Below are 25,436 nucleotides of genomic sequence, written 5' to 3' on the forward strand. Positions count from 1 at the left end.
TCAAGCAAGAATGAATAGGCCGCTTCATGGTGTCTTCCCTCCCGGCACTCCGTGGGGGCGGGTAAAGTCCGCGAAAAAGGGCGCTACGCCTGCAGAGATCAGGATCTTTTGCAGACAAGCGGTGAGCTGGCCAAACTCCTCGGCGCTGAGCGCATGGGTCAGTTCATTCAACGCTTGTTCGGCGAGCAGAATGCCGCGCGAGACCACATCATTGCCCTTGGCGGTCATGTCGATTTTGATCATGCGGCGGTCCTGGGCATCACGCTGACGGAGGATCAATTGCTTTTTTTCCAGCCGATCAAGCATGCGCGTCATCGCCCCGCTGTCGATATTGAACAGCTGACACAGGTCGCTGGGGCGCTGCATGTGTCCAAGGGCGATATTGGCCAGCACCTTGAGCTGAGCAGCGGTAATACCTAGCTCGGCCAGGTGGGTATCGAGCAGTCGATCTTTCAATAGCGCCGTGCGCCCGAGCAAATAGCCGAGCTGACGGTGGCCTTTTCCCTCATCTTCATGTACTCGCATCGTATTACCTGCCGGGTCACAATCTGCCTAGGCAGCTATTAGGCGTATATAGTGATCCAAGTTCTTGCTTGTTTCAAACTTAAAGTGAAGGATAGAACTAGATTCAGCATACGACGGCGTAAGCTGCCACATGCTGAGCTTCGCCAATCCGCTTGAAACAAGGATCTACATGGTCAAGAAGCCTTGATGTAGTAATCGAGTCTGCTCAGTTATCGGGCAGCAGAAAATTCCCCTGTCGGCCATCACCCAGTTCGGATGTGGCGACTGTATCGTCTTTCAGTTGGACACCCGATACGCCGCGTACATCCGCCTCACGCAGTAGATAGATCAGTAGCCTCGCGGCGCTCTCAAACGACTGCCCGGCCGGGCGCACATTAGAGATGCAGTTGCGCTCGCTGTCGCGATGCCCGATACGTGGCGCATAGGTAAAGTAAACACCGAGGCTGTCCGGTGAGCTCAAACCCGGCCGCTCGCCGATCAGTACAATGCCAAGCCGTGCGCCTAGTGCCTCGCCGATCGGATCGCCGATCGCAACGCGGGCTTGCTCAACCAGTGCGCAGGGCCCCAGCGACCAGTTTTCCCGCTCGATCATAGGCAGCAGATGATCGAGAAACGGCGCGGCGTTTTCATGAATGGCACGCGCCGACAAGCCGTCGGCGACAACGATGGAGACATCGCAGCCCTGCTGCGCAAACGATTCGAGCTGCTTGAGCGACACGTCATCAAGGCGTCGCCCCAGATCGGGGCGGCGCAGATACTCGCTACGCTCGGCGGCAGCGCTGTGCAGGCGCACGACACGTTTAAAACGCATCGCGAGTTGCTTGACCATGCGTTCAGTATCGAGCGGCAGATGAACGGCGTCGCGCGCCTGAGCATGGGCGAGCTGAAAAGCGAGATGGGGTGCGGTGGGCAGACTGCCGCCGGCGCGGCCGAGCCCGATCCGTGCGTCGGTATACGCGCGCAGCTTGCGCCAGGGATTGTCGATGACGCTGGCATCGACGGGAAAGACTTCATCGACCATGATCATACTCCTCGCATGGATGCTTCAAACGTGGGCCAGCGCATGCCGGAACGAGGCCGGCAGTTCATGGTCGACGCTGATGCGCCCGGTCTCGTCGCAGATGCCCATCCGCGCCAGCCAGGCCTCGAACTCCGGCGCCGGACGCAACTTCAACACTTGGCGGGCGTAAAGCGCATCGTGAAACGAGGTGGTCTGATAATTAAGCATAATGTCATCTGAGCCCGGGATACCCATGATGTAGTTGCAGCCCGCCGCACCGAGTAACGTGAGTAACACATCCATATCGTCCTGATCAGCCTCGGCGTGGTTGGTGTAACAAATATCGCAGCCCATCGGTACGCCCAGCAGCTTGCCGCAGAAGTGGTCCTCGAGGCCTGCGCGAATGATCTGCTTGCCGTTGAAAAGATACTCAGGACCGATGAAGCCGACCACCGTATTGACCAGCAGTGGCGAGAACTCGCGAGCCACGCCGTAGGCCCGTGCTTCAAGGGTCTGCTGATCGACGCCGTGGTGAGCATCGGCCGAAAGCGCACTGCCCTGCCCTGTCTCGAAATACATCACATTCTGCCCTACCGTGCCACGTCTGAGCGACTGGGCAGCGTCATTCCCCTCGCGCAGCAGCGCAAGGTCGATGCCGAAGCCCTGATTGGCGGCCTGAGTACCGGAAATCGACTGAAAGACCAGATCGGTGGGCGCGCCGCGATTGATCGCCTCGATCGCGGTGGTGACATGCGTCAGTACGCAGCTCTGGGTAGGAATCTCGTAGCGGTCGATGATCTCGTCGAGCATCGTAAGTAGCGTCACGACACTAGCGGTGTTGTCGGTAGCGGGATTGATGCCGATCACGGCGTCACCGTTGCCATAGAGCAGCCCATCGAGAATGCTTGCTGCGATGCCAGTGGGATTATCAGTGGGATGATTGGGCTGCAAACGTGTAGCAAGATGGCCGGACAAACCGATGGTATTGCGAAAACGGGTCACGACTCGGCATTTCTGCCCGACCAGAACCAGATCCTGCAGACGCATGATCTTCGAAACGGCGGCCACCATCTCCGGCGTCAGACCGGGTGCCAATGCTTCGAGGGCGGCATTATCAGCCCTGTCGGAAAGCAGCCAATTGCGAAACTCGCCGACCGTCAGATGAGCAACCGGCGTAAAGGCTTGAGTATCGTGGCGATCAATGATCAGCCGCGTCACTTCGTCGGCCTCGTAGGGCACGACGGCCTCGTTCAGAAAGGTCTTGAGAGGCGTATCGGCCAGCGCCATCTGCGCCGCGACGCGCTCCTCCGCGCTACGCGCCGCGATGCCGGCGAGTTCATCGCCAGAGCGCTGCGGCGTCGCGCAGGCCATTAATTCACGCAGGGAAGAAAAACGGTAAAGCCGGGAACCGATTGTCGTACAGTATTCGCTCATGGGGTGCCCTCAGCCGCAGGCGTTGTGTTGGCATTGTTGTACTATTCACCATACCGCGACATGGTCAGACCAGCCAGTATTTGAACTCCAGCACAGTAGCGTGACACACAGAGTGAGGATGCTACGTTTACAAGCCAATGGGATGAAACACTGATACCCCTAACGTTCATCCTCTTCGCATAGGAACTACCATGACCATCACATTGATCATCATCGCGATAACCTGCGTGGTTTCCGTGGTCTGCTTCAAGAACATTCGCTGGATGCAGGCGCTGATTTTCTGGCCGCCAGCGATCACACGACAGTTTCAACTTCACCGTTTCGTGACCCATGGCTTTATTCATGCCGATGGTCAACATCTGCTGTTTAACATGATCACCCTGTTCTTCTTCGGCCGAGCCATCGAAGGGTTCTATACGGCTTACCTGGGGCCGATGGGCTATGCCCTGTTTTATCTGCTCGGGATCATCGTCGCTATCCTGCCCAGCTATCTACAGCATCGTAACGATGCTAATTACCGAAGCCTCGGTGCGTCGGGAGCCGTATCAGCCGTACTTTTCTCTTTCATACTCTTCCGCCCCTGGTCAACCATCTACGTTTTCTTCCTCCCCGTGCCTGCTATCCTGTACGCCGTGCTGTACATGGCCTATACCGTATATTCGTCCGGCAGGAGCCGCGACAATATCAACCATAGTGCCCATCTATGGGGAGCGGTTTATGGGATCATCTTCACCGCTGCCATGGAACCGCGAGTGATAAATATATTCTTGAGTAATCTTCTACAGCCATCATTGGGTTTATAGTAGCCACTACTAATATATAACTACGCTGTATCTGGCATGGCGTATAGCATTGACTCACTATAAATCTAACGGAGGGATGATACGTGCCGCAGGGAATAGTCTGGATAGTACTTCTTGCCTTACTGTCATCCGGCTGTACGACCATGCAATGGTCCAAGCTAAACGCCTCTCAACAGGATCTGGCAGGTGATCAGGCCGACTGTCGAGCAGAAGTCGATGCCAATACCAATAATACCATGATAGATGATAGCTACGGCGTTGGGCTTGTCTTTTCCAATTATGGTATCAGCACTCAGTTGTATTCCGAACCCGGCGATTATCGTGTCGATAGCTGCCTCACTCGACTAGGGTGGGGATTGAGACCGCGCTAGGTGCGTCAGTTATTTCCGGAAGCAGGTTGCTACAGCGATCTCCTTGGACAATAGCATTAACGTTTCCTTCTCTGAGCACTGATACGATAATCTCACTTTACTTTTATTTGAGCTTTTATCATGACTAAAATACCTCATGTCCATGGTCCAGACTGCCAGCACGATCACTCACAACATGGTCATGTACATGGCCCGCACTGTAATCACGGTCCACAAACACCGGTACGTAACAATTTAAAAGATGTTGGACGTAACGATCCTTGCCCGTGCGGCAGTGGAAAGAAGTTTAAAAAGTGTCACGGCAGTTAACTATCGGCCCACCTGAAGTTTATTCACAGATCTGAATAACACGATTCCTTACTACACAAAAACAGTTCACGTAGTAAGGAATCCTACATTTTCATTAGATAAGCATGCCTATATGTTTAGAGAGCTTTAAACTAGCCTGCTAGCTGTTTATGACCTTTACCCCATCAGCACATTGTTATAACCCTCATGTTATTATCACTCATATGATCAAACATTTATCACCCAATACTATTATTTATTACTGTTTTTCTCCTATACGCGTACTGTGCGTCCTCGATTTAAAATAGCTTCATTTCTAAGCCTTACCGTTAATAACGGTAATGGGATATCTAATACCATTCATAGTGCATAACTTAGAATCTATCATTAATATTATAATGATCTTTTAAATATTATTTTATTAATATAACTAAGCTTAGATAACTGGTAATATAATTACTTTATCTTATTTGCAATATTAGAAGTTAAAACAGCACAACCTTTATATATAAAACCTGCGATAACTATTACACATCGTTACTAGCAACCAACATACGCAGGCATAATTATGACTCAGATAGGCATTGCTGCATTAGTATTTCTTTTAATTGGCGGAGGTGTAGCTGTACTTACTGGTGGCGGCAGCGATCACCACAGCCAATCCCCGAGCTATGAAGTTTGTAAGTGATAATTTAATTATTAAACTGTCAGTTAATCTAACTACTAATTAGACAGTAAAGCTTATAACGGCGAGATTTGGCGAGGCATTTCCCTTGCACATTAAAATGCAGCTTATTCACTCATGGATAAGCTGCTGCCTCGCCGTTTATTGAACCATGAGTTATCGTCAATGAAGCTGCACCCCGCCTTGCTAAGCTTAAACCTTGGATTAACTGCGCTTTAGAATTAAAGCAGCAACATCTACTTCAAGCAAAACGCTCCATGGTTAGAATCGTGCTGTTAAATGCACCAGTATCTATGTAGCGCACATTCCCAAGGGTTCGTGGTGACTCGATGGGCGTATGCCCAACGTATACTCGATCGATATTTTTTATAAGTGATCGGTCCTTACTTGCTATCCGCTGCCGAGCCCAAAGCAAAGGGCTTATATCGAGTTTGCTATCTCTGTGCAAAAGCGCCCAATCTTGCGGTGGCTCAGCATGGACGATACCTACCTGCGCATGGGGAGTCATAACTTCTATTGCATACGGCATTCGAGGCAATACCTTTCTTGCCAATTCTTCAACTTCCTGACGGTCTTCATTCAATATCCAGTCACCGCCATTTTTTAACCAGAGCTGGGGATTCTCATTGTTAAAAAGAGCATCCTCCAGCATTACTTCATGGTTACCCCGGACGGCATAAAACCAAGATTCCTGAACCAGCGTCAGGCACTTGAGGGACTCCGGCCCACGATCGATAAGATCACCAACACTGAATAATCGATCGGCATGGATGTCAAAACCGACCTTATCCAACGCTTGTTGCAGGAGGTCATAATGACCATGCAAATCGCCTACGACAAAATCCCGGCCTTTTGAATTAGCCTCGTATTTGACTACCGTCTCGTTCATAAGCATGTTTCTTTAGCCATAAATAAGCGTCGGCATCCAACGATGGCTGGCGACGCCATATCATCAATTTACTGGGCAGGAGCAGGAGCAGCCAAACGAGCAAAACAGTTTTGCAGCGTATCTGTAACCTGCTCGAGAGCATCATGAACGGTCTTTGGATCGGCATCTTCCCAAGCACCTACTGCCGCTTGCTCTTGTCCGTTGCTCGCCAACTGTAACTGGTCGAAGTAGTAATAGTTAGTGTCTTGGATCAATTGGAGTTCCAGACGATAGGTTAACACTCCTAGCTCCGTCGAAACGCTTCCCTGAGCCTGATTAGTATCGAGATCCTCAGAAATGACGATGTCATGAAAAGTGAACGGCACGCTATTTCGCGCCGAAGCTGTACCCGTCTGGGCCGGAGTCACCAAGCATGAGCGTAATGCTGTCTCATCTATAGGCGTATGCAAGCGACGGAAGGAAACCCCTGAAAGGTAATTTCCATTATCGCGCTGAACCACAACCGTACCTTCTTGCTGGGTCATCAGTCCGGGCGCAACAACATAATGTGGGGATGAGCACCCTGCCAACAGCCCAAGCGATAGAGCACCTAGCATAATTCTTTTCATCGTTTTTCCTAGAAGGAGATATTTTTTAACGATACTAACACTACTACATTCACTACATCCTGCACGCGTTGCAGCAATAAAGCAGCGCACTATCAATGCATTAACTTATCCTCATGATCATATCAGCTAGCGGTTGCCCCTTGTATTCCCTGGCCTGCCTCGCCATCTGAAAACTTTACTATTCACTTTCTAACAGTCACTACCTGAATCAGAACGCATTGAATAAAAGTTAGCATGCGAATAAAGTTAGTAATTGACCCACGAGTCCGCTCATTTCACATTAGGGCATAAGCTATGTCATTGTTGTTTGATCCTATCAATTTCCGTCAAGTCACTCTTCCCAATCGCATTGCCGTGTCACCCATGTGTCAATATTCGGCACACGATGGTATGGCCAATGATTGGCACCTGGTTCATCTTGGTGCTCGGGCCGTCGGTGGAGCCGGACTCGTCATCGTCGAAGCGGCTGGGGTTACTCCTGAAGGACGTATTACTCCCCAAGACTTGGGCATCTGGAAGGATGAGCAGATTGCGCCGTTAAAACGCATTACTCACTTTATTGAACAGCAAGGTGCTGTTGCAGGAATTCAGTTGGCTCATGCTGGGCGCAAAGCGAGCACATGGCGTCCTTGGGTCAACAAGCATGGCAGTGTAGCTATAGCACAAGGGGGCTGGGAAACAGTGGCCCCCTCCGCACTCCCTTTTGATGAGCACAGCCAAGCACCTCACGCCTTAAGCAAAGAGCACATTACTCAGCTGATAGAAGCATTTGCAGAAGGAGCGCGTCGCGCCTGCGAGGCGGGTTTCAAAATCATCGAGCTTCACGCCGCTCACGGTTATTTGATCCATCAATTCCTATCGCCCTTGAGCAATCAGCGCGATGATGAATATGGTGGCAGCTTCGAAAATAGAACCCGTTTCTTAATGGAAACAATTAAGGCTGTACAACAGGCCTGGCCACAGCAATACCCCATCTTTGTTCGCATTTCAGCAACAGACTGGGCAGAAAATGGCTGGAATATTGATGAAAGTATTGAGCTGGCCAAGCGTTTAAAAACACTCGGCATTGACTTGATAGATGTTTCCAGCGGTGGATTAGTGCCCAATGCAAAAATTCCCGTAGGGCCTGGTTACCAAACTGGACTTGCCGCTCGTATACGCGCTGAAAGCGGGCTGGCAACAGGCACCGTAGGACAAATAACCGACCCCCATCAGGCTGAACATGTTTTACGCACAGAGCAAGCTGATCTTGTGCTTTTAGCTCGCGAATTATTACGAGATCCTCATTGGCCTCTTCATGCTGCTAAAGCACTTGATACTCCCGTCGCTTGGCCACCTCAGTATGCTCGCGCAACTTCCCGGACCAATCCTATGCGGGAAGAGCCTGATTACACAAATTCTGCTTCAGGCACATCGGATTGATGTAAATGAAGCTAGCGGCATCAGCACAGCGATTTCAATCTGTTAAAGGCATAATCGCGCTGTCAATGCATCGTGTCAGGTTGGACTGGCAGCTGGTGTTTGGCATCGGGGTAGGCTTTGATTCATTGGCCTCATCATTAATGTGGTTGAATCCGAGTCTTCACCATTTTTATTGTATTCTCTGCGTACTTTGCCCGGCTATATGCCGGGCTTTTTTTATCAACTCGAGTCTTTTTCTTCTATAAAGTAGCCCTTATGAACGTATTAACCACAAAAAAACAAGGCTGACGAATTTTAATTCGCCAGCCTTGTTTTAGAATAAAAACCTTTAATTATTGCAGTGATATTCCCATTGATTGCGCCATTTGTTGAGTCTTTATGCAAGCATCTACAAGAGGAAGAGGCTGATTACCCAACAAAGCAGCATCATATGTAGCAATGAATTCCCCGCAATCCATACAAGTTACCTCGTCCCACTCCTTGGCTTCTGCAGGAACAGAAAGGCGATAACTACCACAACGATGACATGTCATATCTAACATTTAGCTCTCCTTAGCATAATGTCGTTTTCATATTACCCAGCATAAAGATCTGATTCCTTCAGATCATGTACAGCCTATGTATAAGACTCTAGCGAATTAAACGAGAAGGTCAAGGACTTTTTGAAAATCATCTTACCCGCATTTTTACTTTTTATTACAGCTATTTATGCGTACTCCTATAAAGTGCTTAATACCTTAACTGTAGCTATGGGCCTCAGCAAACGCTTTATCTATATGAATTTATAGCCTCTGCACAAGATAAGTAACACTGTTTTCATAGCGCTGGATCGCAGATCGCTGAATAACCAATCAATACTAGCTCTCGTTGGGGAGGATAAGAGAAGATAGTCAGTGGATTAACCAAACTAGGATTATGTAATGAGCGTTTCATCTCTACTGAACGATTATCAAAAATGGCGACGCTTTCAACGTCAAGATAGCCTTGATCGCGAGCATGACGCTGCGTTACGCAAGCTGGCAGAATCTGGTGCGATAGCTTCTCGCATGACCGAAGCCTACCGCAGCATGGCCTCGCGAGGCGCATCAGAAGGGGCATGCTACCGAACACTTTTCAGACGGCAGCTAGAAGACAATCACGCATTGGCTTGTGAAGGCTGGCTATTCATTCGCCGAGTACTAGCCGAAGGCGGCACAACACGTATACGCGCAACAATGGTAGAAACGTTTAATCTTGAAGAAGGCTTCGTCACCCTGGGTAAACGCCCGGCGGAAGCCATCACTCTTGAAATTTATGATGAAATTCTTACCCAGCGCGGCATGTTGATGCGATGCCGAGCAGATCGCCAAGACAAACAAGGCGAAACTCATTTCATCACTTTCCTCGACAGCGTTCGCGGCGACCTCAAGCCTTATCTTTAAAGGCACTCAGTTAACCTAAATAAAGTGCGTGCTTTCGAAACTTTTGGTTCCTGTTGCTATCCAAGAATAAAGAGACAGTAAGGGTCGGTAAATCGTATCGGCCTTGCTGAGTCACCAAATGAGTATCAAGAATCATTTTAATAGCTGAATATGGCCAGATTTCAGCCACTCACCTTTCAGGCAACGGTAGTATTGCTCAGCACGGCTATTCGTTGTCTGTTCAGGAAACTACAGGAATAAGCCATGGACTACTCTTCTACCGCCTACAGCACGTTGCCTCTTCAAGATTTGACAGGTGTTACTGCCATTAGCCGTCCAGAATTGAGAGCAGCTGTTGCATCACTTGACATGGATAGCCCAGCTATAACTCTGCTGGCTGATTTCACCAAGCTCCGTCCCCAAACAATCCCCAACAATGCACCCGCCAGCCAAGCACTTGCCGTTATGAAAAACAGCCAAGTCCATATGCTGCTTGTCATTAATGATCAAGGTCATTTCACCGGTATCGTCAGTGCAAGGCTATTGTTTGGTGGCCGTGCCATTACAGTGGCCATGCAGCACTATAACGTCGATCGTGATGATGTCACCGTCAATATGATTCAAGTCAAACGCGACGATCTGCATGCGCTTGCCTACGATCGGCTGCAACGCGCCACGCTTGGCGATTTGGTGCAGACATTACGCAGCTCCGGTGATCGCCATATATTAATTACCGAAGGGCAACCAGGAGAAGAATCTCGTATTCGAGGCGTTATTTCAGCTGCGGATGTGAGCCGTGCACTTGGAATTGATCTTGATCATCCGCCGGAAGCGCACAGCTTTTCTGCCATTCGCTCAGTCGTACTCGGTGGTGATTTATAACGGGAGCGCCCCGTTTGCACAAAATAATTCTTGATCTATGAATATGCGGATAACAGAACCGGAAGTTATCCGCATGCCCTCATTCACAATAAGTGATTCACCGGTTGCTATTGACCCTTAATAGCCTCATTTTTGCCGTTCACTCCTAGTGCAAGCCCTCATTGTTAGCCTTTTCTCCTTGGCATTATCAACTCATGGCTGCTTTTCTTTTTGCTTTTGAGCAATGTTATTCTTTTCCCCTATTTCTGCGTCCTAGCAGAGTGCAGGCATATCTTGTTGAAGTGCTTTCAGAATTTGAATTTGGCTTTACCGGGGCCAGCCATGCATTTAATTGCTGGATGGCACGTTGGAAGACTTCGGCAGCCATTCTCAGGCCTATATGATCAAGCGGCCCGTACCGCAGCAACACTTTGAGTAGACATTATACGATGAAGACGTTTACCCGCATTGCCGTGCTTTACACCGGCGGCACTATCGGCATGCTGCCCAGCGCGCAGGGCTTAGTCCCCGGTACCGATTTTGCTAATCGCGCGCACCAAGCGCTCGACACGTTACCTGTGCATCGGCGACGTCAACTGCCTGAACTTGACTTCATCGAATATGAAGTCCCTATCGATTCAAGTAATGCCCGCCCTCATCATTGGCAAGCTATCGCTGAAGATATTGTCCGATTATATGACCAATATGACGGCTTCGTTGTTCTGCACGGAACGGATACCCTTGCCTGGACGGCTTCAAGTCTCGCATTCCAGCTTGTTGGATTAGGTAAAGCCGTGGTCGTGACCGGTGCTCAGCGTCCCCTTGAGGCGACAGACAGTGACGGCCTTGCCAATCTTGAACAAGCAGTTCGATTTGCAGCGCTACCGATGCTTAAGGAAGTTGCTGTTGCCTTTGGAGGCTGCCTTTTGCGCGGGTGTCGTACGCGCAAATGGGATACTCATTCTGAGCAGGGCTTCTCGAGTCCTAACTGGGGCGTACTCGGGCAGTGGATTGAGGATTTCCCAGTGCTTTACCCTTCTCGCCTGTGGCTTTCGCAAAGTGCACCGGCTTTTGAGCTGGTCAGTTACAGTAGCGTCAGAGATGGCGCGGTGGTGCGTCTACCGCTCTGGCCAGGTATCAATGCTTCCACGGTGGAGCGTCTGATCCAAGCGGAGGGTGTCCGTGCCGTTCTTCTCGAAACATGGGGAAGTGGCAATATTCCAGGTGATAACGCCCTGCTGGGGACACTTGCTGAAGCAATTAATTCAGGCAAGCATATCGTTGCTATCAGCCAATGCCCACATGGCAGCATCGATATGGGAACGTATGCCACTGGGCAAATACTTCGTGATATCAATGTATTGCCAGGAGACGATATGACGCCTGAAGCTGTATTTACCAAGCTTGTCCATCTCTTGGCTCAAGATAGGGATAGTGATTGGCAACGACAGCGTTTCCTGATGTCTGTGGTAGGTGAGCGCAGTCCCGTATGCTAATAAGCACTTACAACTTAACGGTATAAAAAGACCCATAATAATAAAAAGGCGGCCATTAAGGCCGCCTTTTCTATTTGCGATGACGTCAGTGCGAAACGCTGCCACTGGCTCCCAGGCCTGTTTGTGAGCGTACGAACTGCGAGAGGAACAAGCCTCGCTCATGTTTGGCTGCAACCGAGTTATCGGTAATCGAGAAGAACCAAATCCCGATGAATGCCACAAGCATGGAAAATAACGCCGGGTACTCATATGGGAAAACAGGCGAGTCATGCCCTAACACCTGAACCCATACCGTTGGCCCCAGAATCATTAGCGCTATCGCTGTCAGCAAACCAAGCCAACCCCCTACCATTGCCCCGCGCGTAGTCAGCTTCTTCCAGTACATGGATAAAAACAATATAGGGAAGTTACAGCTAGCCGCAATGGAGAATGCCAAGCCCACCATAAACGCAATGTTCTGACGCTCAAACAAAATCCCAAGACCGATCGCCACGATGCCAAGCACTAGCGTCGTAATCTTCGATACACGCAGCTCGTCACGCTCGTTCGCGTTATCTTTCTTGATAACCCCCGCATAAAGATCATGAGATACCGCTGACGCCCCCGCCAGCGTTAACCCCGCGACAACCGCCAGGATCGTGGCGAAAGCAACCGCCGATATGAAGCCAAGGAATATGCTGCCGCCCACGGCATTGGCGAGATGGATGGCAACCATGTTAGCCCCCCCAACCAGCGCACCGCTTGCGTCATAAAAGGCTGGATTGGTACTTACCAACAAGATCGCGCCGAAGCCGATAATAAAGGTTAGGATATAGAAGTATCCGATGAAGCCCGTCGCTACGAAGACGCTCTTGCGTGCTTCCTTGGCATCGCCCACGGTAAAGAAGCGCATCAGGATATGCGGCAGACCGGCAGTTCCGAACATCAACGCCAATCCCAACGAAATTGCAGAAATCGGATCAGTAACCAGGCCTCCCGGACTCATGATAGCCAACCCTTTTGCATGCACGCTCACTGCGTCGGAGAATAGTGTCTCGACATTGAAGCCGACATGCCACAACACCATGCACGCCATGAAACTCGCACCGAAAAGTAATAACACGGCCTTGGTCATCTGCACCCAAGTTGTGGCCAACATACCGCCGAACAGCACATAGAGCACCATCAAGATACCGACCAGCACCACTGCAACATAATAGTTGAGCCCGAATAGCAGCTGAATCAGCTTGCCTGCGCCTACCATCTGCGCAATCAGATAGAGCGCTACCACGGTCAGCGAGCCACACGCAGAAAGCGTTCTAACCTGCCGCTTCCCCAAACGGTAGGAGGCCACATCGGCAAAGGTATATCGCCCCAGGTTACGCAGCCGCTCAGCCATCAAGAAGAGAATGATAGGCCAGCCCACCAGAAAGCCGATGGAATAGATCAAACCATCGTAGCCGGAAGTAAATACCAGCGCAGAGATACCCAAAAAAGAGGCTGCAGACATGAAGTCACCAGCAATAGCCAGCCCATTCTGAAAGCCGGTAATCTTTCCGCCAGCAGAATAATAGTCAGAGGTCGAAGACGTACGTTTGGAAGCCCAGTAAGTGATGTACAAGGTTGCCCCGACAAACAACACAAACATCACGATAGCGGGAATATTGATCGCCTGTTGCTCCACCTCGCCAGTAATCGCATCAGCCGCATAAATACACGGCGTGACGCCCGCCAGGGCAAGCAGCGTTGGAATACGAAGCTTCATAATTTCACCTCATCAAGAATGGCTTTCGTGAGGCGATCAAACTCGCCATTGGCGCGCCGAACATAAATACCGGTCAATGCGATGGCGGCTACGATCAATCCAATACCCAATGGTATTCCCCAAGTGATAACCGTCGAGGCGGTAATAGGCGTGCCCAGCCAATGAGGTACGAAGGCAATTAGCAAGATGAAAGCGATATACAAACCGAGCATGAGGAGCGCCAATGTCCAAGCGAACTTCCCGCGTTTGCTCACCAATTCCTGGAAACGAGGGTTACGTTCTATCTGCCGATAGGCTTCTTCGTGCATCATGACCTCCAAAACGATGAGCGACATCACGTCACGCTTCAATTAAGCGCTTCGCTAGTAGCATCCCCATTTTGGAGCCAGAAGGCAGACGACTTTGGTCTCGATAAGACTAAATGCCCGACTCGACAGACCAATTACACGTCATGCCAAGGCAACAATAAGAATTAGTCAAATAGATTTGGAAGGAAGGGAATATCCCATGCGCATGTTCTTGTATTTCATCGTAAACTCGACAGAATGGTGGGATATGAATGTGCCAGAGGCAGCATCCCGGTGACTCTTTATGGGAAGACTGGTTGTCTTTGCTCTAGCGCGTTACAATCGCGTCCCCACGTTATCCATGAAGTCCGGACCGGATCCCGGATTTCCGATCAACCATCATCGGAAAAAGAAATTCTCCGCTATGTCTGAAAAAGCTGTTGTTATCTATTCCGGCGGGATGGATTCCTATACTGTCCTGCACAAAGCGCTGCGTGAAGGTTTTGACGTTCATGCCCTGTCCTTTCATTACGGCCAGCGCCATGCACGCGAGCTCGACATCGCACGTCACGTCTGTCAAACGCTGAATATTGCTCACCAAGTCGTTGATATCCGTGCAATTCATTCGCTGATCGGTGCCTCAGCGCTAACCGACGATACTCAGGCGATGCCGCGCGCAGATTATGCGGAGGACAACATGAAAGCGACTGTTGTCCCCAACCGCAACATGATTCTGCTGTCTTTAGCCATCGGGCATGCCGTCAACATGGAATCCAGTATCTGCTATTACGGTGCACATGGCGGCGATCATGCTATCTACCCCGATTGTCGCCCTGAGTTTGTCGATCGCATGAATGCGGTTGCCGCAATCGCCAACTACACGCCCGTCGAGATCCGAGCTCCGTATCTCTATGCCAGCAAGGCCGATATCCTCGCTGAAGGATTGGCAATGGGGCTCGATTACGCTCAGACCTGGACCTGCTACCTAGGCGGTGAAAAAGCCTGCGGTGAATGCGGTAGCTGCCGTGAGCGTCTCAACGCGTTTGCTGAACACGGCGTTGAAGATCCGCTGAGCTATGTACATCGCACACCTCATTCTCAATCTGGTGTCTGAGTATGTACGCCATCAAGGAAGCATTTTATTCGTTACAGGGCGAAGGTGCCCGAGCGGGCCGCGCCTCGGTATTTTGCCGCTTCACCGGCTGCAATCTTTGGTCGGGGCGGGAGAAGGATCGTGCCAAGAGTATCTGCCAATTCTGCGATACCGATTTCATCGGAACCGATGGACAAAATGGCGGTCGTTTTACCGACGCCGACAGCTTGGCTGATCACGTACTTTCCCTCTGGCCCGCGCTAGTCTCCGGGGGCAAGCCTTATGTTGTCTTTACCGGTGGAGAACCGTTACTCCAGCTCGATACGGCGCTCATCGAGGCCATGCATGCCCGTGGATTTGAAACTGCGGTGGAAACCAACGGCACGCTTGAACCGCCGCCCGGGATCGACTGGATCTGCGTCAGCCCCAAAGGAACAAGCGAGCTCAAGCTTACCCGTGGCAATGAGTTAAAGCTCGTCTATCCGCAAGACGATGCTCTTCCCGAGCGTTTTGCAGCGCTCAACTTCGAGCACTTCTTCCTTCAACCGATGGATCTCGCCCCGCACGGACTGCCAGGCAATACGATAAAAGAGACCGTGACCTACTGCCTGCACCATCCGCAGTGGCACCTTTCTCTTCAGACTCATAAAATTGCGGGGATCGATTGATGACGCTTTTTGTCAACTCCTTGAGTGCACTGGACGCCTCGTACTGGTGCGCAGAGCGTGGGCTGGTCGGTGCAAGCTGGCATGTCGATCTGGAACTCGACGGTGAGCTTGGCGAAGACGGTATGCTCTTCGATTTCGGTGAGGTCAAACCTTGGGTTAAGCACCAGATCGACGATGGCCCAGACCATACCCTTATCGTGCCGACAAAAGCTGCGGGCGTTAGTGTCGCGGAGTGTCCCGAGGGGCTTTGTGTCAGGACCACCTTTCCCTGGCCGCTGGAAGTACGCGCGCCACGCCAAGCCTTTACGCTTTTGCCTTGGCAATCGATTACGCTTGAACGGCTGGGTAACTGGCTTTCGGAGCAATTGATGAAACGGCCTCCGATACGTGTAAGCAATATTCGCTTACGCCTAGCTGATGAATCAATCGAAGGTGCTTCCTATACCTATACACACGGTCTTAAACGTCACGTCGGCAATTGTCAGCGCATCGCGCATGGTCACCGCTCAAGGCTATATGTATGGCGTAATGGCCAGCTAGATGAAGCAATAGCACAGCAATGGGCTGGACGCCTTGCCGACATCTATCTCGCCGACAAGGCAGACCAGATCGGTGCTGATGACGACTATCAACGTTTTGCCTATGAATCGGCGCAGGGACGTTTTCGAATCAAGTTACCCTCCGAGCGAGTCGCCATCCTGCCCTATGCCACTACCGTCGAGCACATAGCCGACTGGCTAGCCAAGGAAATTGCCTTGGCGCATGGTGGACGCATTCGCGTGCAAGCTTTTGAGGGGATCAACAAAGGAGCCATTGCCGAGGCTTATGGTATGTAACCCTCGTTTGTAATCGTGCCAACCGTTTCGCGACTCTCTTCTATGGTTTAATACAAGTGCTTGCCTGTGATGAGTAGTGGTTACAGGCGAGCCTCGATCACGTCCGAATCAAGTAGCCCTGAAGGTGGCAGCAGTAAAGGAGAGCGGCGAAACACATGGAATGGCTCGACAGAATCATGGAATGGGATGTTCCTTCATGGATAATCAGTATCGGGGTCTTTGGCACGATGATCGTGCTGGCCTTCTTACTACGCCTTATTCACATTCATGTGATGAAATCATCCACCACCCTGCTCCGCCCGATTAGGATCCTGGCATTAGCCATACACTTGCCCTTACTGGCACTGCTATGGGTCTATGGGCTAGGCACAACACTTTATCTACTCATACCGGACGCGGCTGGGAATCTACGTAGCTCGCTGCTGCTAGGCATGAACATACTTGGGGCTGTACTGGCCGTCTGGATGTCGATTCGTGTTGCCAAGCGGCTGATTGCCTACCTGGATCGCTGGGCGCTTACGCGTAATAGCAAACTGGATCGTTATCTCGTGCCCTTTCTGGCGCGCTGCATTGCGGTGCTGATTCCGGTGTTTTTACTCTTTGCTGTTTTGCCCATGCTGACCTCGGCACGTCTGGAAAGTGCTATCCATAACCTTGCCAGTCTGTTGCTGATTGCCGGTGTGGCCGGTGTATTAATCCATGGCACAAATATCGGTGAACACTTACTTGCCGACCGCTTTCGTATCGATGTAGAAAATAATCTACGTGCCCGACAAGTCAAAACTCAGGTCTCGGTGCTACGTAAGCTAATCGTATTTATCATCACTGTTCTGGCGTTAGCGTCAATGTTGATGGTGTTCGATAAGGTTCGCCAGCTCGGGGCGAGTATTCTCGCATCGGCCGGTATTATCGGCGTAGCGCTCGGCTTCGCTGCCCAGAAAGTACTCGGCAACCTGATCGCGGGTATACAGATTGCGATCACGCAGCCCATTCGCATCGATGATGCCGTGATCGTCGAAGGTGAATGGGGGCAGGTCGAAGAAATCACGCTGACCTATGTCGTGGTCAGAATATGGGACTGGCGTCGTCTGGTGCTGCCCATCACCTATTTCGTTGAAAAGCCCTTTCAGAACTGGACACGCAATCAGTCCGAACTACTGGGAACGGTCTATATTTATATGGATTATCATGTGCCCTTGGACCCGCTCAGAGAAGAACTCGAACGTATTACCGATGCCTCGGAACTCTGGGATAGACAGGTTCGGGTCGTTCAGCTCACCGATTTTACCGAGCGCACCATGCAGGTTCGCATCCTGGCCAGTGCCAGTAGCGCACCTCGAACGTTCGATTTGCGCTGTGAAATTCGAGAAAAGATGATTATGTTCATCAACCAACACTACCCTGAAGCGCTGCCCCGTCTGCGCGCCGAGACCACGGAGATGCCCACTTCGCCTGAACAGGTGGCCAGCACACAACATGGCATAGATCCGCTCTCAAATCAGGCATCTGAACAGGCCTCAACCTGATGTCCGCTATTATCACCGTTGAGGTAGGCTGTCGCGCAGGGTGCGGTGCCTGCTGCATCGCACCATCCATCAGTTCCCCTATTCCAGGCATGCCTGAAGGCAAGCCGGCGGGTATGCGCTGTATTCAGCTTGATGGAAACAATTTGTGTCGACTGTTTGGCGACCCGAAGCGTCCTGCTGTCTGTCTGCGTTTCGATTACGACCATGATATTTGCGGTCAGACGCGTGACGATGCAATAGCCAACCTCGTCTGGCTCGAATCGGTTACCTGACTTTCTTCCTTCATACCAGACACTCGCGCAAAGAATGCTCCAATACGTCGAGATTGGCCGGCTCCGTGTATATCAGTTCAAGCCGGGAATCCTTGCGCCAACTCGTAGATTTCCATTCACAGCTTCGTGTCACGCGATTATAAGCGTACCAGCCCGCCGTGGTATGAAACACGCCTTTGACGCGTATCCCTTCAGGCACGCTCTCTAACCAGTATGTTAACCGGTCGGCATCAAAACGTGTCGTGACATGCCAACACCAGCCAACTGTGTCATGCCCAAGCGCCTGGGTTTGTTCTCGCACAGGACACCCAGGTGTGGGTCGCCGTTCGTGAATAGCGGTCTGCTCACCAACCCGCCGAGCATGTAACTCAGAGCGTGTTGTAACACCATGATTACTGGTGGGCTTCCCATTTAACAATCGCTCTAGAGGCAACTCACCTTGCCGGGTTTCTACAATCCAGCGTTTGACCGGCCACAGCGCATCGAGATGTGTATGCATACGCAACAGCTGCTCTTTACTGGCCAAATCAGCCTTATTGATGACCACTGCATCTGCCATAGCAAGCTGATCACGAAAGGTTCCATGTTCACGGCTACGAATATCATCGATCGCACGTGCGTCAACTAACGTGATGATGTCCCTTATATCAAGTACATCACGAAAGGCCTCGCCTCTTAGTACGTCGAGCAGTCCAGCCGGATGGCCAAGCCCTGAAGGCTCGATCAACAGCCGATCAGGCCGGGCACGATGCAGCAGATTTACCAGGCCGGCCTGAAGCGGTATAGCGAGCTGACAACACAAGCATCCCCCTGGTAGCCCCTTGACGACGACATCATCACGCGACTCGAACAGCGCCTGATCAATACCGATACGCCCGAATTCATTGACGAGCAATGCCCAGCGCTCATGAGCAGGTTTCTGAGCGATGAGCTGGCGGATAAATGTCGTCTTGCCTGTGCCAAGAAAGCCAGTGACGATGTGTGTGGGAACACCGGCGAGAAAGGTGACCATGGCCTCTCCAATGAAATGTTATGATGTTACATTTCCCCCACTGTAACATGGTCAAAGCTCGCTCTATACCACTGACGTTCGCACCTACTCATGTCAAAGCTTGACCAGCATTTTGCCGTGGTTGCTACCTTCGAAGAGTCGTAGAAATGCCTTAGGCGTATTTTCCAATCCCTCTTCAACCGTTTCCTGATAATCGATGTTTCCGGCTTCTACTTGGGGTCCCACTTCGCTAAGGAATCGGCGGTAGTGTTCCCAATGCTCGCCAACAATAAAGCCCTGGATGCGTAAACGTTTCATCAAAATCTGAGCAATGTTGGCAGGCCCTGGCGCGGCATCCTTAGCGTTGTAGCCGGAAATCCAGCCGCAGACGGCAATACGTCCGAATGGGTTCATGACATCAAGCGCTGCCTCGAACATGTCCCCGCCTACGTTTTCGTAATAGACATCAATACCCTGCGGCGCAGCATCATGAAGGCTAGCCTTCAGCTCGTCGAGATCCTGATGATGATCAATACCTGTGACATCGTGGTGTTCTAGCCAGTCACGTTTCTGCTGACTTCCAGCACTGCCGATAACCTGGCAATCCTTTAATCTAGCAAGCTGTACGGCTAACGAACCTACCGCACCACTTGCAGCAGATACCAATACACGCTCGCCCGACTTAAGGCCAGCAATGACGTTGAGTCCGGTCCAGGCAGTCATACCCGGCATGCCCAGCACACCTAAATAAGCCTGCTCTGGCACATCAAAATTCGGCAGTATTTCCACTTCATTACCCGGCAACTGAGCAACATCACGCCAGCCGCCCATATGGCGTACTTTATCGCCCGGCTTGAACTTTTCATGGCTCGATTCAACCACTTCACCGATAGCAGCGCCGGTCAGCGGTGCGTTAAGTTCATAAGGCTCCGTGTAGGTGCGCTTGCCGCTCATGCGGCCCCGCATATAAGGATCGACGGACAACCAGCTATTCTTGATACGGACCTCGCCTTCTCCGAGCTCGGATAAGCTCTGCTCACGTAATTTAAATAACGAGGGTGACGGCACGCCCTCAGGGTGTTCATTGATCACAAAAAAACGTGAATTGGTCATGCAGGATGATCTCCTCTCGGTATCCGTTAATCCATAGATGTATGGATGTAATGCACCATGTGAAACCTGCCACGATGCAAATGACATCTGGCTTTCGAAAGGTTAGAACATCAGTCGCTTAAGCTCCTGCCAGCTGACGCTTTTACATGTAATAAAAAAAGGCGCGACCGTAGTCGCGCCTTGAGTAGTAAACACTACCTTCGATCAGTTTCGATCAATATCTGCATTCTTGCGCAGAGACTCAGAAAGCCCACGAACTGCCGTCTGCGCCTGAAGTCGCTCGGCCATGGATGCGATAAAAGAAGCAGCATCGCTATCCTCTTTTTGCCCAACGCGATCAAGCGCGATCACCACCTCGCGCCCCTCTACTCCGGTATGGCCATATGTGCTGCCCTTGTCCGGACGCGGTAGACGATAAGCCGCATCAATAATGCCCTGATCAACATCAGGGTGTTCATTACGCGTAACCGCCTGGGCCTTTTTCCACTCAAGAGCTACATCTTCACCTTGACGCAGTGAGGCCACAATGTCATCTGCACGCTCAGTCAACGCCTGCTGAAGTTTCTCTGTTTCCAGCGCACGGCGAACCTGATCGCGGACTTGCTCTAGAGGCAACGTAGTGGCAGGACGATAATCACTGACTCTCAGCACCATACGCCGCTGATCGTCGAGCTCGATTACCTCACTGTTATATCCCTGCTCGACGTTGTCACGATTGAGCACATCATCATTGAACGCCGCATCCATTACCCCAGGTTCAGCAAAAATATCATTAGCACTATCTTGCGATAGCCAATCGCTCTGACGCAGCGTTAGCCCAAGGTCATTGGCAACACTTTTCAAATCGTCAGCAGAAAAACTTTCGTCCTTTAGGCGCTGCGCCTTGTCCTGAAACGCCTGCTTAGCGGCGTCGAGCCGCGCCTGCTTGATCAAATCTGCACGCATATCGTCAAATGACGGCACATCGATGTTGGTCACTTTCAACAAGTGGTAAGCGTTATCAAACTGTACCGGTTGTGAAACCTGCCCTTCATCGAGGCTATATACTGCTTGATCGAACTTATCCCCAAAGATTCCCTTGGTGACAACGCCCAGATCACCACCGTTTTGTTTCGATGAGTCATCTGAATATTGCTGCGCCAGAGCACTAAAATCAGCACCTTGAGCAAGCTTATCCTGAACTTCCTTGATACGTGCTTGAGCCTCGCTTTCGCTACGCTCATCACCATAGTTCACAATGATATCCGATACCTGACGCGGCGCAGCACTGCGTCGTTCGGCATAGGCCTGCTGCAGCGTTGCCTCATCGATCTGACGGTCTTGCGCCATGTCGTTTTGATCCAGAACGACATACTTCAACTTGATCTGCTCGGGACGCTTATAGGCATCTTGATGATTAGCGTAATACTGCTCTATCTCCGCATCACTCACGGTTACCGGTGTTTCAAGATCGTTCTCGCTCAACATGGCGTACCGGAACGTGCGCGTCTGATTCTGTAGTGCATTTAGTCGCTCACGTTCGGACGGCAACACGAAAGACCCCGACGCCAATCCTTGCTGAAGCTGCTGGATAACCATGTCTTCCTTTAACTGTGCACGGAAGGACGCAGGCGTATAACCAGCACTGGCTAGACGGTTAACAAACAGATCACGAGAGAAATGACCTTGTTGATCCTGAAACTCAGGTAAACCCACGATCATTTGATCGACCTGCGCATCGGAAAAAGCCAAGTCTCCCTTGCGCGCATACTGCTGAAGCAGCTTTCGAGAGATCATCTGATCAATGATCTGCGCCCGAGCTTCACGCTCTTGCTCTGGAGGAACCTGACCTGAGCGGATGGCACGTTGAACCTGAGTTTCAACGTCTTGGCGCTTAATGGCCTCTCCATTGACAGTCGCTACATCGTTACTGTCGCCGGTAAAGGCACCAATGATGGATTCCACTCCGAAGAAAGCAAAGGTAATCACTATCAAGGCAACTATGATTTTAGCAATCCAGCCCTGGGAGCGATCTCGAATTCGTTGCAGCATGCAGGCCTCGAGTTGTGAATGTGCTCAACGTAACGGAGCATTATACCCAGCCTGTACCGTTTTTCGCCAAGCAGGGAACATGAAACATTAGGACAAAGAAAAAGCGCATCGCCAAAACGATGCGCTTATATTTATGAGCATGTTCGCAAATTGCGAAAACACCCGCGACGCACAGGGAAGCGATTAGTTCACAGCGTCCTTGAGTGCCTTACCGGCCTTGAAGCTTGGGACTTTCGCTGCATCGATCTGAATAGGCTTGCCTGTCTGAGGATTACGGCCGGTACGCGCTGCACGTTCCTTAACATCAAAGGTACCAAAACCTACCAGCGCAACGGAATCCCCTTTCTTGAGGCTATCAGTGACAGAATCGATCATCGCATCAAGTGCACGACTTGCCGCTGCTTTAGGAATATCGGCGGATGCAGCGATGGCTTCGATCAGCTCGGATTTATTCACTCTTCACCCCTTGACTTTAACAAAAATAGCTAGGATTAAGCGCAAAGATTTAAGCAGTTTACGTAATCATAGCGAAACGCAGTTTATAACAACGCCACGAAAAGCCGTCAAGCAACCTTCGGTGCCAGTTCCCACCATAACGAGCTTTTCGACACGGTATGAATGGGAAAATAGCTTAATGAGTACTAATCATCGGTGAAGAAGCTTTAGATTCATCAGTAAGCTTTTCATCGAATTCAACTTCTTTCTTTTCAGCAAGCGCTACTTCAAGAACATCATCAATCCAACGTACCGGACGGATGTCGAGTGCATCTTTAATAGTATCAGGCACTTCTTTCAGATCGCGCTTATTCTCTTCTGGAATCAGCACAATCTTTATACCACCGCGTCGCGCTGCCAGCAATTTCTCCTTGAGACCACCGATGGGCATGACTTCTCCTCTCAGATTGATCTCTCCCGTCATGGCAACATCACAGCGTACCGGCCGGCCAGTATAGGCAGAGACCATCGCAGTAACCATTGCAGCGCCAGCGCTCGGGCCATCTTTAGGCGTAGCACCTTCAGGCACGTGAATGTGGATATCTTCTTTTTCAAACCGCTCTGGATCGATATCAAGCGTCAATGCACGCGCACGTACTACCGTATGAGCTGCACTGACGGACTCCTTCATAACATCACCAAGCGAGCCGGTCTTGTTGAGACGCCCTTTACCAGGCGTAACAACAGACTCAATATTGAGTATCTCCCCGCCTACTGACGTCCATGCCAATCCGGTAACACGCCCGACCTGATGCTCCTGATCGGCAAGACCATAACTATACTTGCGTACGCCAGCATAGTGCTCGATATCTTCAGCTACTAAATGCTGAGTAGAAGAACTCTCGATCTTCTCCTCTGCACTATCGCGCTCACTTTCAACCCGTTCACGCAACACCTTACGTGCCACTTTGGCTATCTGTCGCTCAAGCTCACGCACCCCCGCTTCACGGGTATAGTAGCGAATCAATTCCAGTAACCCCTCATCAGAAAAGGTTAACTCTTCCGGCTTGAGGCCATTGGCTTTCAACTGCTTGGGTGCGAGATAACGCTTGGCAATCGCCAGCTTTTCATCCTCGGTATACCCTGGTAGGCGAATGATCTCCATGCGATCCAACAGCGGCCGAGGAATATTCATCGAATTGGCAGTACAGATGAACATGACATCGGAAAGATCATAGTCCAGTTCAAGATAATGATCGTTGAACTTATCGTTCTGCTCCGGGTCAAGCACCTCAAGCAACGCCGATGACGGATCACCCCGGTGATCCATGCCAATCTTGTCGATTTCATCCAACAAGAAAAGTGGGTTCTTGACGCCAGTCTTGCTCATGCGCTGTAGCAGTTTACCGGGCATCGAGCCAATATAGGTACGACGATGGCCACGAATTTCTGATTCGTCACGCACTCCGCCCAATGCCAATCGCGTATATTTGCGATTGGTAGCACGGGCAATTGACTGGCCAAGCGAGGTCTTACCTACGCCAGGGGGCCCAACAAGGCAAAGCACAGGTCCTTTGAGCTTCTTGACGCGCTTTTGCACTGCCAAATACTCAAGAATACGCTCTTTGACCTCCTCAAGGCCGTAGTGGTCTTCATTCAAGACCTGCTCGGCGAACGGAATATCATGTCTTACTCGGGTGCGCTTTTTCCACGGCACCGCCAGCATCCAATCGAGATAAGAGCGGACTACCGTTGCCTCGGCAGAGGTCGGCGCCATCATCTTGAGCTTGTTAAGCTCCTGACGCGCCTTTTCTTCCGCCTCGCGAGGCATCCCCGCATCCTTGATCTTCTCTTCGTACTGCTCAGCCTCGTTGGGTACATTCTCAAGCTCACCCATCTCTTTCTGGATGGCTTTCATCTGCTCATTCAGATAGTACTCGCGCTGAGACTTCTCCATCTGCTCCTTCACACGGGAGCGAATGCGTTTTTCAACTTGCAGAAGATCAATCTCAGACTCAATCAATGCCATCAGATGCTCGATGCGATCACGCACCTTATCCATCTCAAGCAGTGACTGCTTGTCATTGATTCCCAATGAAAGATGGGCGCTGATGGTGTCTACCAAACGGCTGGGATCATCAATTCCCTGCAGCGAACTCAATACTTCATTCGGAACTTTCTTGGATAGCTTGACGTACTGCTCAAACTGATTGAGCAGCACACGTACCAGCGATTCCTGCTCACGCTCATTCAGTGGCTGGCTTTCGCGCAGTACAATTTGGGCAATGCTGTAATCTTGGTCGTCACTCTCTTCAATAGACGTAATGTCAGCTCTGGAACTGCCTTCAATCAATACCTTGACGGTACCATCGGGCAGCTTGAGTAGCTGCATGATTTCAGCCACGGTCCCGATGGAAAAAAGATCTTCTTCATCGGGATCATCCTGGCTAGCCTCTTTCTGTGCGACCAGTAGTACCCGTTTGTCGGTAGTCATCGCAGCTTCAAGCGCATGGATGGACTTTTCACGGCCAACAAATAACGGGATAACCATCTGCGGATAGACAACCACATCCCGCAGAGGAAGCAGGGGTATGGTTAGCGTCTGTGCGGGGTTCTGCTCCATCGCAGACATTCCTCAGCGTTCAAGTGGGTGGGCCG

Annotated in this window: 25 protein-coding genes; 12 read left to right on the top strand and 13 right to left on the bottom strand. The window is 50.9% G+C overall.

The window, feature by feature from the left end:
* Positions 1-24 precede the first annotated feature (24 nt).
* From C3Z11_RS05705 to C3Z11_RS05715, 3 genes are all read right to left on the bottom strand, one after another.
* The gene (locus C3Z11_RS05705; protein WP_106476999.1) at positions 25-525 is read right to left on the bottom strand and encodes a MarR family winged helix-turn-helix transcriptional regulator; all 501 of its coding nucleotides are present in this window, start codon (positions 523-525) and stop codon (positions 25-27) included.
* 205 nt (positions 526-730) lie between these two features.
* On the bottom strand, positions 731-1,546 hold the full coding sequence (gene eutC / locus C3Z11_RS05710) for an ethanolamine ammonia-lyase subunit EutC (protein ID WP_106477000.1): 816 nt from the start codon (positions 1,544-1,546) through the stop codon (positions 731-733).
* Positions 1,547-1,570: 24 nt separating this feature from the next.
* The gene (locus tag C3Z11_RS05715) at positions 1,571-2,959 is read right to left on the bottom strand and encodes an ethanolamine ammonia-lyase subunit EutB (protein WP_106477001.1); all 1,389 of its coding nucleotides are present in this window, start codon (positions 2,957-2,959) and stop codon (positions 1,571-1,573) included.
* A gap of 191 nt (positions 2,960-3,150) precedes the next feature.
* Between C3Z11_RS05715 and C3Z11_RS05720 the strand changes: the two genes are divergently transcribed.
* From C3Z11_RS05720 to C3Z11_RS05730, 3 genes are all read left to right on the top strand, one after another.
* Positions 3,151-3,762, top strand: a complete 612-nt coding sequence (locus tag C3Z11_RS05720; RefSeq protein ID WP_106477002.1) for a rhomboid family intramembrane serine protease — start codon at positions 3,151-3,153, stop codon at positions 3,760-3,762.
* An 83-nt stretch (positions 3,763-3,845) separates the two neighbouring features.
* Complete coding sequence (locus C3Z11_RS05725; RefSeq protein WP_158700932.1) at positions 3,846-4,133, top strand: hypothetical protein; 288 nt, start codon at positions 3,846-3,848, stop codon at positions 4,131-4,133.
* Positions 4,134-4,253: 120 nt separating this feature from the next.
* The gene (locus C3Z11_RS05730) at positions 4,254-4,442 is read left to right on the top strand and encodes an SEC-C metal-binding domain-containing protein (protein ID WP_106477004.1); all 189 of its coding nucleotides are present in this window, start codon (positions 4,254-4,256) and stop codon (positions 4,440-4,442) included.
* 905 nt (positions 4,443-5,347) lie between these two features.
* On the opposite strand, the gene C3Z11_RS05735 is transcribed toward C3Z11_RS05730, so the two are convergent.
* Complete coding sequence (locus tag C3Z11_RS05735) at positions 5,348-5,995, bottom strand: metallophosphoesterase (RefSeq protein ID WP_106477005.1); 648 nt, start codon at positions 5,993-5,995, stop codon at positions 5,348-5,350.
* A gap of 68 nt (positions 5,996-6,063) precedes the next feature.
* The gene (locus C3Z11_RS05740) at positions 6,064-6,603 is read right to left on the bottom strand and encodes a hypothetical protein (RefSeq protein ID WP_106477006.1); all 540 of its coding nucleotides are present in this window, start codon (positions 6,601-6,603) and stop codon (positions 6,064-6,066) included.
* A gap of 294 nt (positions 6,604-6,897) precedes the next feature.
* Here C3Z11_RS05740 and C3Z11_RS05745 point away from each other — a divergent pair, with 294 nt between their 5' ends.
* Positions 6,898-8,025 carry an NADH:flavin oxidoreductase/NADH oxidase gene (locus C3Z11_RS05745; protein ID WP_106477007.1) on the top strand — a complete coding sequence of 376 codons (1,128 nt, stop codon included), beginning with the start codon at positions 6,898-6,900 and terminating at the stop codon, positions 8,023-8,025.
* 332 nt (positions 8,026-8,357) lie between these two features.
* Here C3Z11_RS05745 and C3Z11_RS05750 read toward each other — a convergent pair whose 3' ends face one another.
* Positions 8,358-8,567, bottom strand: coding sequence for a hypothetical protein (locus C3Z11_RS05750; RefSeq protein WP_106477008.1), 210 nt, complete (start codon positions 8,565-8,567; stop codon positions 8,358-8,360).
* 378 nt (positions 8,568-8,945) lie between these two features.
* Here C3Z11_RS05750 and C3Z11_RS05755 point away from each other — a divergent pair, with 378 nt between their 5' ends.
* The 3 genes from C3Z11_RS05755 (at position 8,946) to C3Z11_RS05765 (ending at position 11,782) form a co-directional block, all read left to right on the top strand.
* Positions 8,946-9,446 (top strand): hypothetical protein, encoded by a 501-nt coding sequence (locus C3Z11_RS05755; RefSeq protein ID WP_106477009.1) that lies wholly within the window; start codon positions 8,946-8,948, stop codon positions 9,444-9,446.
* Between the two features lie 243 nt (positions 9,447-9,689).
* Positions 9,690-10,307 (top strand): CBS domain-containing protein, encoded by a 618-nt coding sequence (locus C3Z11_RS05760; RefSeq protein WP_106477010.1) that lies wholly within the window; start codon positions 9,690-9,692, stop codon positions 10,305-10,307.
* 428 nt (positions 10,308-10,735) lie between these two features.
* Positions 10,736-11,782 carry an asparaginase gene (locus C3Z11_RS05765; RefSeq protein ID WP_106477011.1) on the top strand — a complete coding sequence of 349 codons (1,047 nt, stop codon included), beginning with the start codon at positions 10,736-10,738 and terminating at the stop codon, positions 11,780-11,782.
* Positions 11,783-11,867: 85 nt separating this feature from the next.
* Here C3Z11_RS05765 and C3Z11_RS05770 read toward each other — a convergent pair whose 3' ends face one another.
* Positions 11,868-13,526 (bottom strand): cation acetate symporter, encoded by a 1,659-nt coding sequence (locus C3Z11_RS05770; protein WP_106477012.1) that lies wholly within the window; start codon positions 13,524-13,526, stop codon positions 11,868-11,870.
* Positions 13,523-13,861, bottom strand: a complete 339-nt coding sequence (locus C3Z11_RS05775; protein ID WP_449577898.1) for a DUF485 domain-containing protein — start codon at positions 13,859-13,861, stop codon at positions 13,523-13,525. The genes C3Z11_RS05770 and C3Z11_RS05775 overlap by 4 nt, the downstream gene beginning before the upstream one ends.
* 376 nt (positions 13,862-14,237) lie before the next feature.
* On the opposite strand from C3Z11_RS05775, the gene queC reads away from it, so the two are divergent.
* The 5 genes from queC (at position 14,238) to C3Z11_RS05800 (ending at position 18,208) form a co-directional block, all read left to right on the top strand.
* The gene (gene queC, locus C3Z11_RS05780; RefSeq protein WP_106477013.1) at positions 14,238-14,927 is read left to right on the top strand and encodes a 7-cyano-7-deazaguanine synthase QueC; all 690 of its coding nucleotides are present in this window, start codon (positions 14,238-14,240) and stop codon (positions 14,925-14,927) included.
* A 2-nt stretch (positions 14,928-14,929) separates the two neighbouring features.
* On the top strand, positions 14,930-15,574 hold the full coding sequence (queE, locus tag C3Z11_RS05785; RefSeq protein WP_106477014.1) for a 7-carboxy-7-deazaguanine synthase: 645 nt from the start codon (positions 14,930-14,932) through the stop codon (positions 15,572-15,574).
* Positions 15,574-16,410 (top strand): 6-carboxytetrahydropterin synthase, encoded by an 837-nt coding sequence (locus tag C3Z11_RS05790; RefSeq protein ID WP_106477015.1) that lies wholly within the window; start codon positions 15,574-15,576, stop codon positions 16,408-16,410. Before queE ends, C3Z11_RS05790 begins: the two co-directional genes overlap by 1 nt.
* Before the next feature lie 155 nt (positions 16,411-16,565).
* Positions 16,566-17,936: a mechanosensitive ion channel family protein gene (locus C3Z11_RS05795; RefSeq protein ID WP_106477016.1), complete on the top strand. Its 1,371-nt coding sequence runs from the start codon at positions 16,566-16,568 to the stop codon at positions 17,934-17,936.
* Entirely contained in the window at positions 17,936-18,208 is a 273-nt protein-coding gene (locus tag C3Z11_RS05800) for a YkgJ family cysteine cluster protein (RefSeq protein WP_106477017.1), read from the top strand. The genes C3Z11_RS05795 and C3Z11_RS05800 overlap by 1 nt, the downstream gene beginning before the upstream one ends.
* A gap of 10 nt (positions 18,209-18,218) precedes the next feature.
* Here C3Z11_RS05800 and C3Z11_RS05805 read toward each other — a convergent pair whose 3' ends face one another.
* The 5 genes from C3Z11_RS05805 to lon all read right to left on the bottom strand — a co-directional run bounded on the left by C3Z11_RS05805 (position 18,219) and on the right by lon (position 25,401).
* Positions 18,219-19,220: a CobW family GTP-binding protein gene (locus tag C3Z11_RS05805; protein WP_106477018.1), complete on the bottom strand. Its 1,002-nt coding sequence runs from the start codon at positions 19,218-19,220 to the stop codon at positions 18,219-18,221.
* 93 nt (positions 19,221-19,313) lie between these two features.
* Positions 19,314-20,312 carry an NADP-dependent oxidoreductase gene (locus C3Z11_RS05810; protein ID WP_106477019.1) on the bottom strand — a complete coding sequence of 333 codons (999 nt, stop codon included), beginning with the start codon at positions 20,310-20,312 and terminating at the stop codon, positions 19,314-19,316.
* A gap of 204 nt (positions 20,313-20,516) precedes the next feature.
* Positions 20,517-22,343 carry a SurA N-terminal domain-containing protein gene (locus C3Z11_RS05815; protein ID WP_106477020.1) on the bottom strand — a complete coding sequence of 609 codons (1,827 nt, stop codon included), beginning with the start codon at positions 22,341-22,343 and terminating at the stop codon, positions 20,517-20,519.
* A 183-nt stretch (positions 22,344-22,526) separates the two neighbouring features.
* The gene (gene hupB, locus C3Z11_RS05820) at positions 22,527-22,799 is read right to left on the bottom strand and encodes a nucleoid-associated protein HU-beta (RefSeq protein ID WP_106477021.1); all 273 of its coding nucleotides are present in this window, start codon (positions 22,797-22,799) and stop codon (positions 22,527-22,529) included.
* A gap of 175 nt (positions 22,800-22,974) precedes the next feature.
* Positions 22,975-25,401 (bottom strand): endopeptidase La, encoded by a 2,427-nt coding sequence (lon, locus tag C3Z11_RS05825; RefSeq protein ID WP_106477022.1) that lies wholly within the window; start codon positions 25,399-25,401, stop codon positions 22,975-22,977.
* Positions 25,402-25,436: the final 35 nt, after the last annotated feature.

It is taken from the genome of Phytohalomonas tamaricis (assembly GCF_003012345.1).
In the GTDB taxonomy this organism is placed as follows: domain Bacteria; phylum Pseudomonadota; class Gammaproteobacteria; order Pseudomonadales; family Halomonadaceae; genus Phytohalomonas; species Phytohalomonas tamaricis.

Excerpts from the sequence above, each read along its gene's own strand:
- C3Z11_RS05705 (WP_106476999.1), bottom strand. The coding sequence starts at position 525 with ATGCGAGTACATGAAGATGAGGGAAAAGGCCACCGTCAGCTCGGCTAT.
- eutC (WP_106477000.1), bottom strand. The coding sequence starts at position 1,546 with ATGGTCGATGAAGTCTTTCCCGTCGATGCCAGCGTCATCGACAATCCC.
- C3Z11_RS05715 (WP_106477001.1), bottom strand. The coding sequence starts at position 2,959 with ATGAGCGAATACTGTACGACAATCGGTTCCCGGCTTTACCGTTTTTCT.
- C3Z11_RS05720 (WP_106477002.1), top strand. The coding sequence starts at position 3,151 with ATGACCATCACATTGATCATCATCGCGATAACCTGCGTGGTTTCCGTG.
- C3Z11_RS05730 (WP_106477004.1), top strand. The coding sequence starts at position 4,254 with ATGACTAAAATACCTCATGTCCATGGTCCAGACTGCCAGCACGATCAC.
- C3Z11_RS05735 (WP_106477005.1), bottom strand. The coding sequence starts at position 5,995 with ATGAACGAGACGGTAGTCAAATACGAGGCTAATTCAAAAGGCCGGGAT.
- C3Z11_RS05740 (WP_106477006.1), bottom strand. The coding sequence starts at position 6,603 with ATGAAAAGAATTATGCTAGGTGCTCTATCGCTTGGGCTGTTGGCAGGG.
- C3Z11_RS05745 (WP_106477007.1), top strand. The coding sequence starts at position 6,898 with ATGTCATTGTTGTTTGATCCTATCAATTTCCGTCAAGTCACTCTTCCC.
- C3Z11_RS05750 (WP_106477008.1), bottom strand. The coding sequence starts at position 8,567 with ATGTTAGATATGACATGTCATCGTTGTGGTAGTTATCGCCTTTCTGTT.
- C3Z11_RS05755 (WP_106477009.1), top strand. The coding sequence starts at position 8,946 with ATGAGCGTTTCATCTCTACTGAACGATTATCAAAAATGGCGACGCTTT.
- C3Z11_RS05760 (WP_106477010.1), top strand. The coding sequence starts at position 9,690 with ATGGACTACTCTTCTACCGCCTACAGCACGTTGCCTCTTCAAGATTTG.
- C3Z11_RS05765 (WP_106477011.1), top strand. The coding sequence starts at position 10,736 with ATGAAGACGTTTACCCGCATTGCCGTGCTTTACACCGGCGGCACTATC.
- C3Z11_RS05770 (WP_106477012.1), bottom strand. The coding sequence starts at position 13,526 with ATGAAGCTTCGTATTCCAACGCTGCTTGCCCTGGCGGGCGTCACGCCG.
- C3Z11_RS05775 (WP_449577898.1), bottom strand. The coding sequence starts at position 13,861 with ATGTCGCTCATCGTTTTGGAGGTCATGATGCACGAAGAAGCCTATCGG.
- queC (WP_106477013.1), top strand. The coding sequence starts at position 14,238 with ATGTCTGAAAAAGCTGTTGTTATCTATTCCGGCGGGATGGATTCCTAT.
- queE (WP_106477014.1), top strand. The coding sequence starts at position 14,930 with ATGTACGCCATCAAGGAAGCATTTTATTCGTTACAGGGCGAAGGTGCC.
- C3Z11_RS05790 (WP_106477015.1), top strand. The coding sequence starts at position 15,574 with ATGACGCTTTTTGTCAACTCCTTGAGTGCACTGGACGCCTCGTACTGG.
- C3Z11_RS05795 (WP_106477016.1), top strand. The coding sequence starts at position 16,566 with ATGGAATGGCTCGACAGAATCATGGAATGGGATGTTCCTTCATGGATA.
- C3Z11_RS05800 (WP_106477017.1), top strand. The coding sequence starts at position 17,936 with ATGTCCGCTATTATCACCGTTGAGGTAGGCTGTCGCGCAGGGTGCGGT.
- C3Z11_RS05805 (WP_106477018.1), bottom strand. The coding sequence starts at position 19,220 with ATGGTCACCTTTCTCGCCGGTGTTCCCACACACATCGTCACTGGCTTT.
- C3Z11_RS05810 (WP_106477019.1), bottom strand. The coding sequence starts at position 20,312 with ATGACCAATTCACGTTTTTTTGTGATCAATGAACACCCTGAGGGCGTG.
- C3Z11_RS05815 (WP_106477020.1), bottom strand. The coding sequence starts at position 22,343 with ATGCTGCAACGAATTCGAGATCGCTCCCAGGGCTGGATTGCTAAAATC.
- lon (WP_106477022.1), bottom strand. The coding sequence starts at position 25,401 with ATGGAGCAGAACCCCGCACAGACGCTAACCATACCCCTGCTTCCTCTG.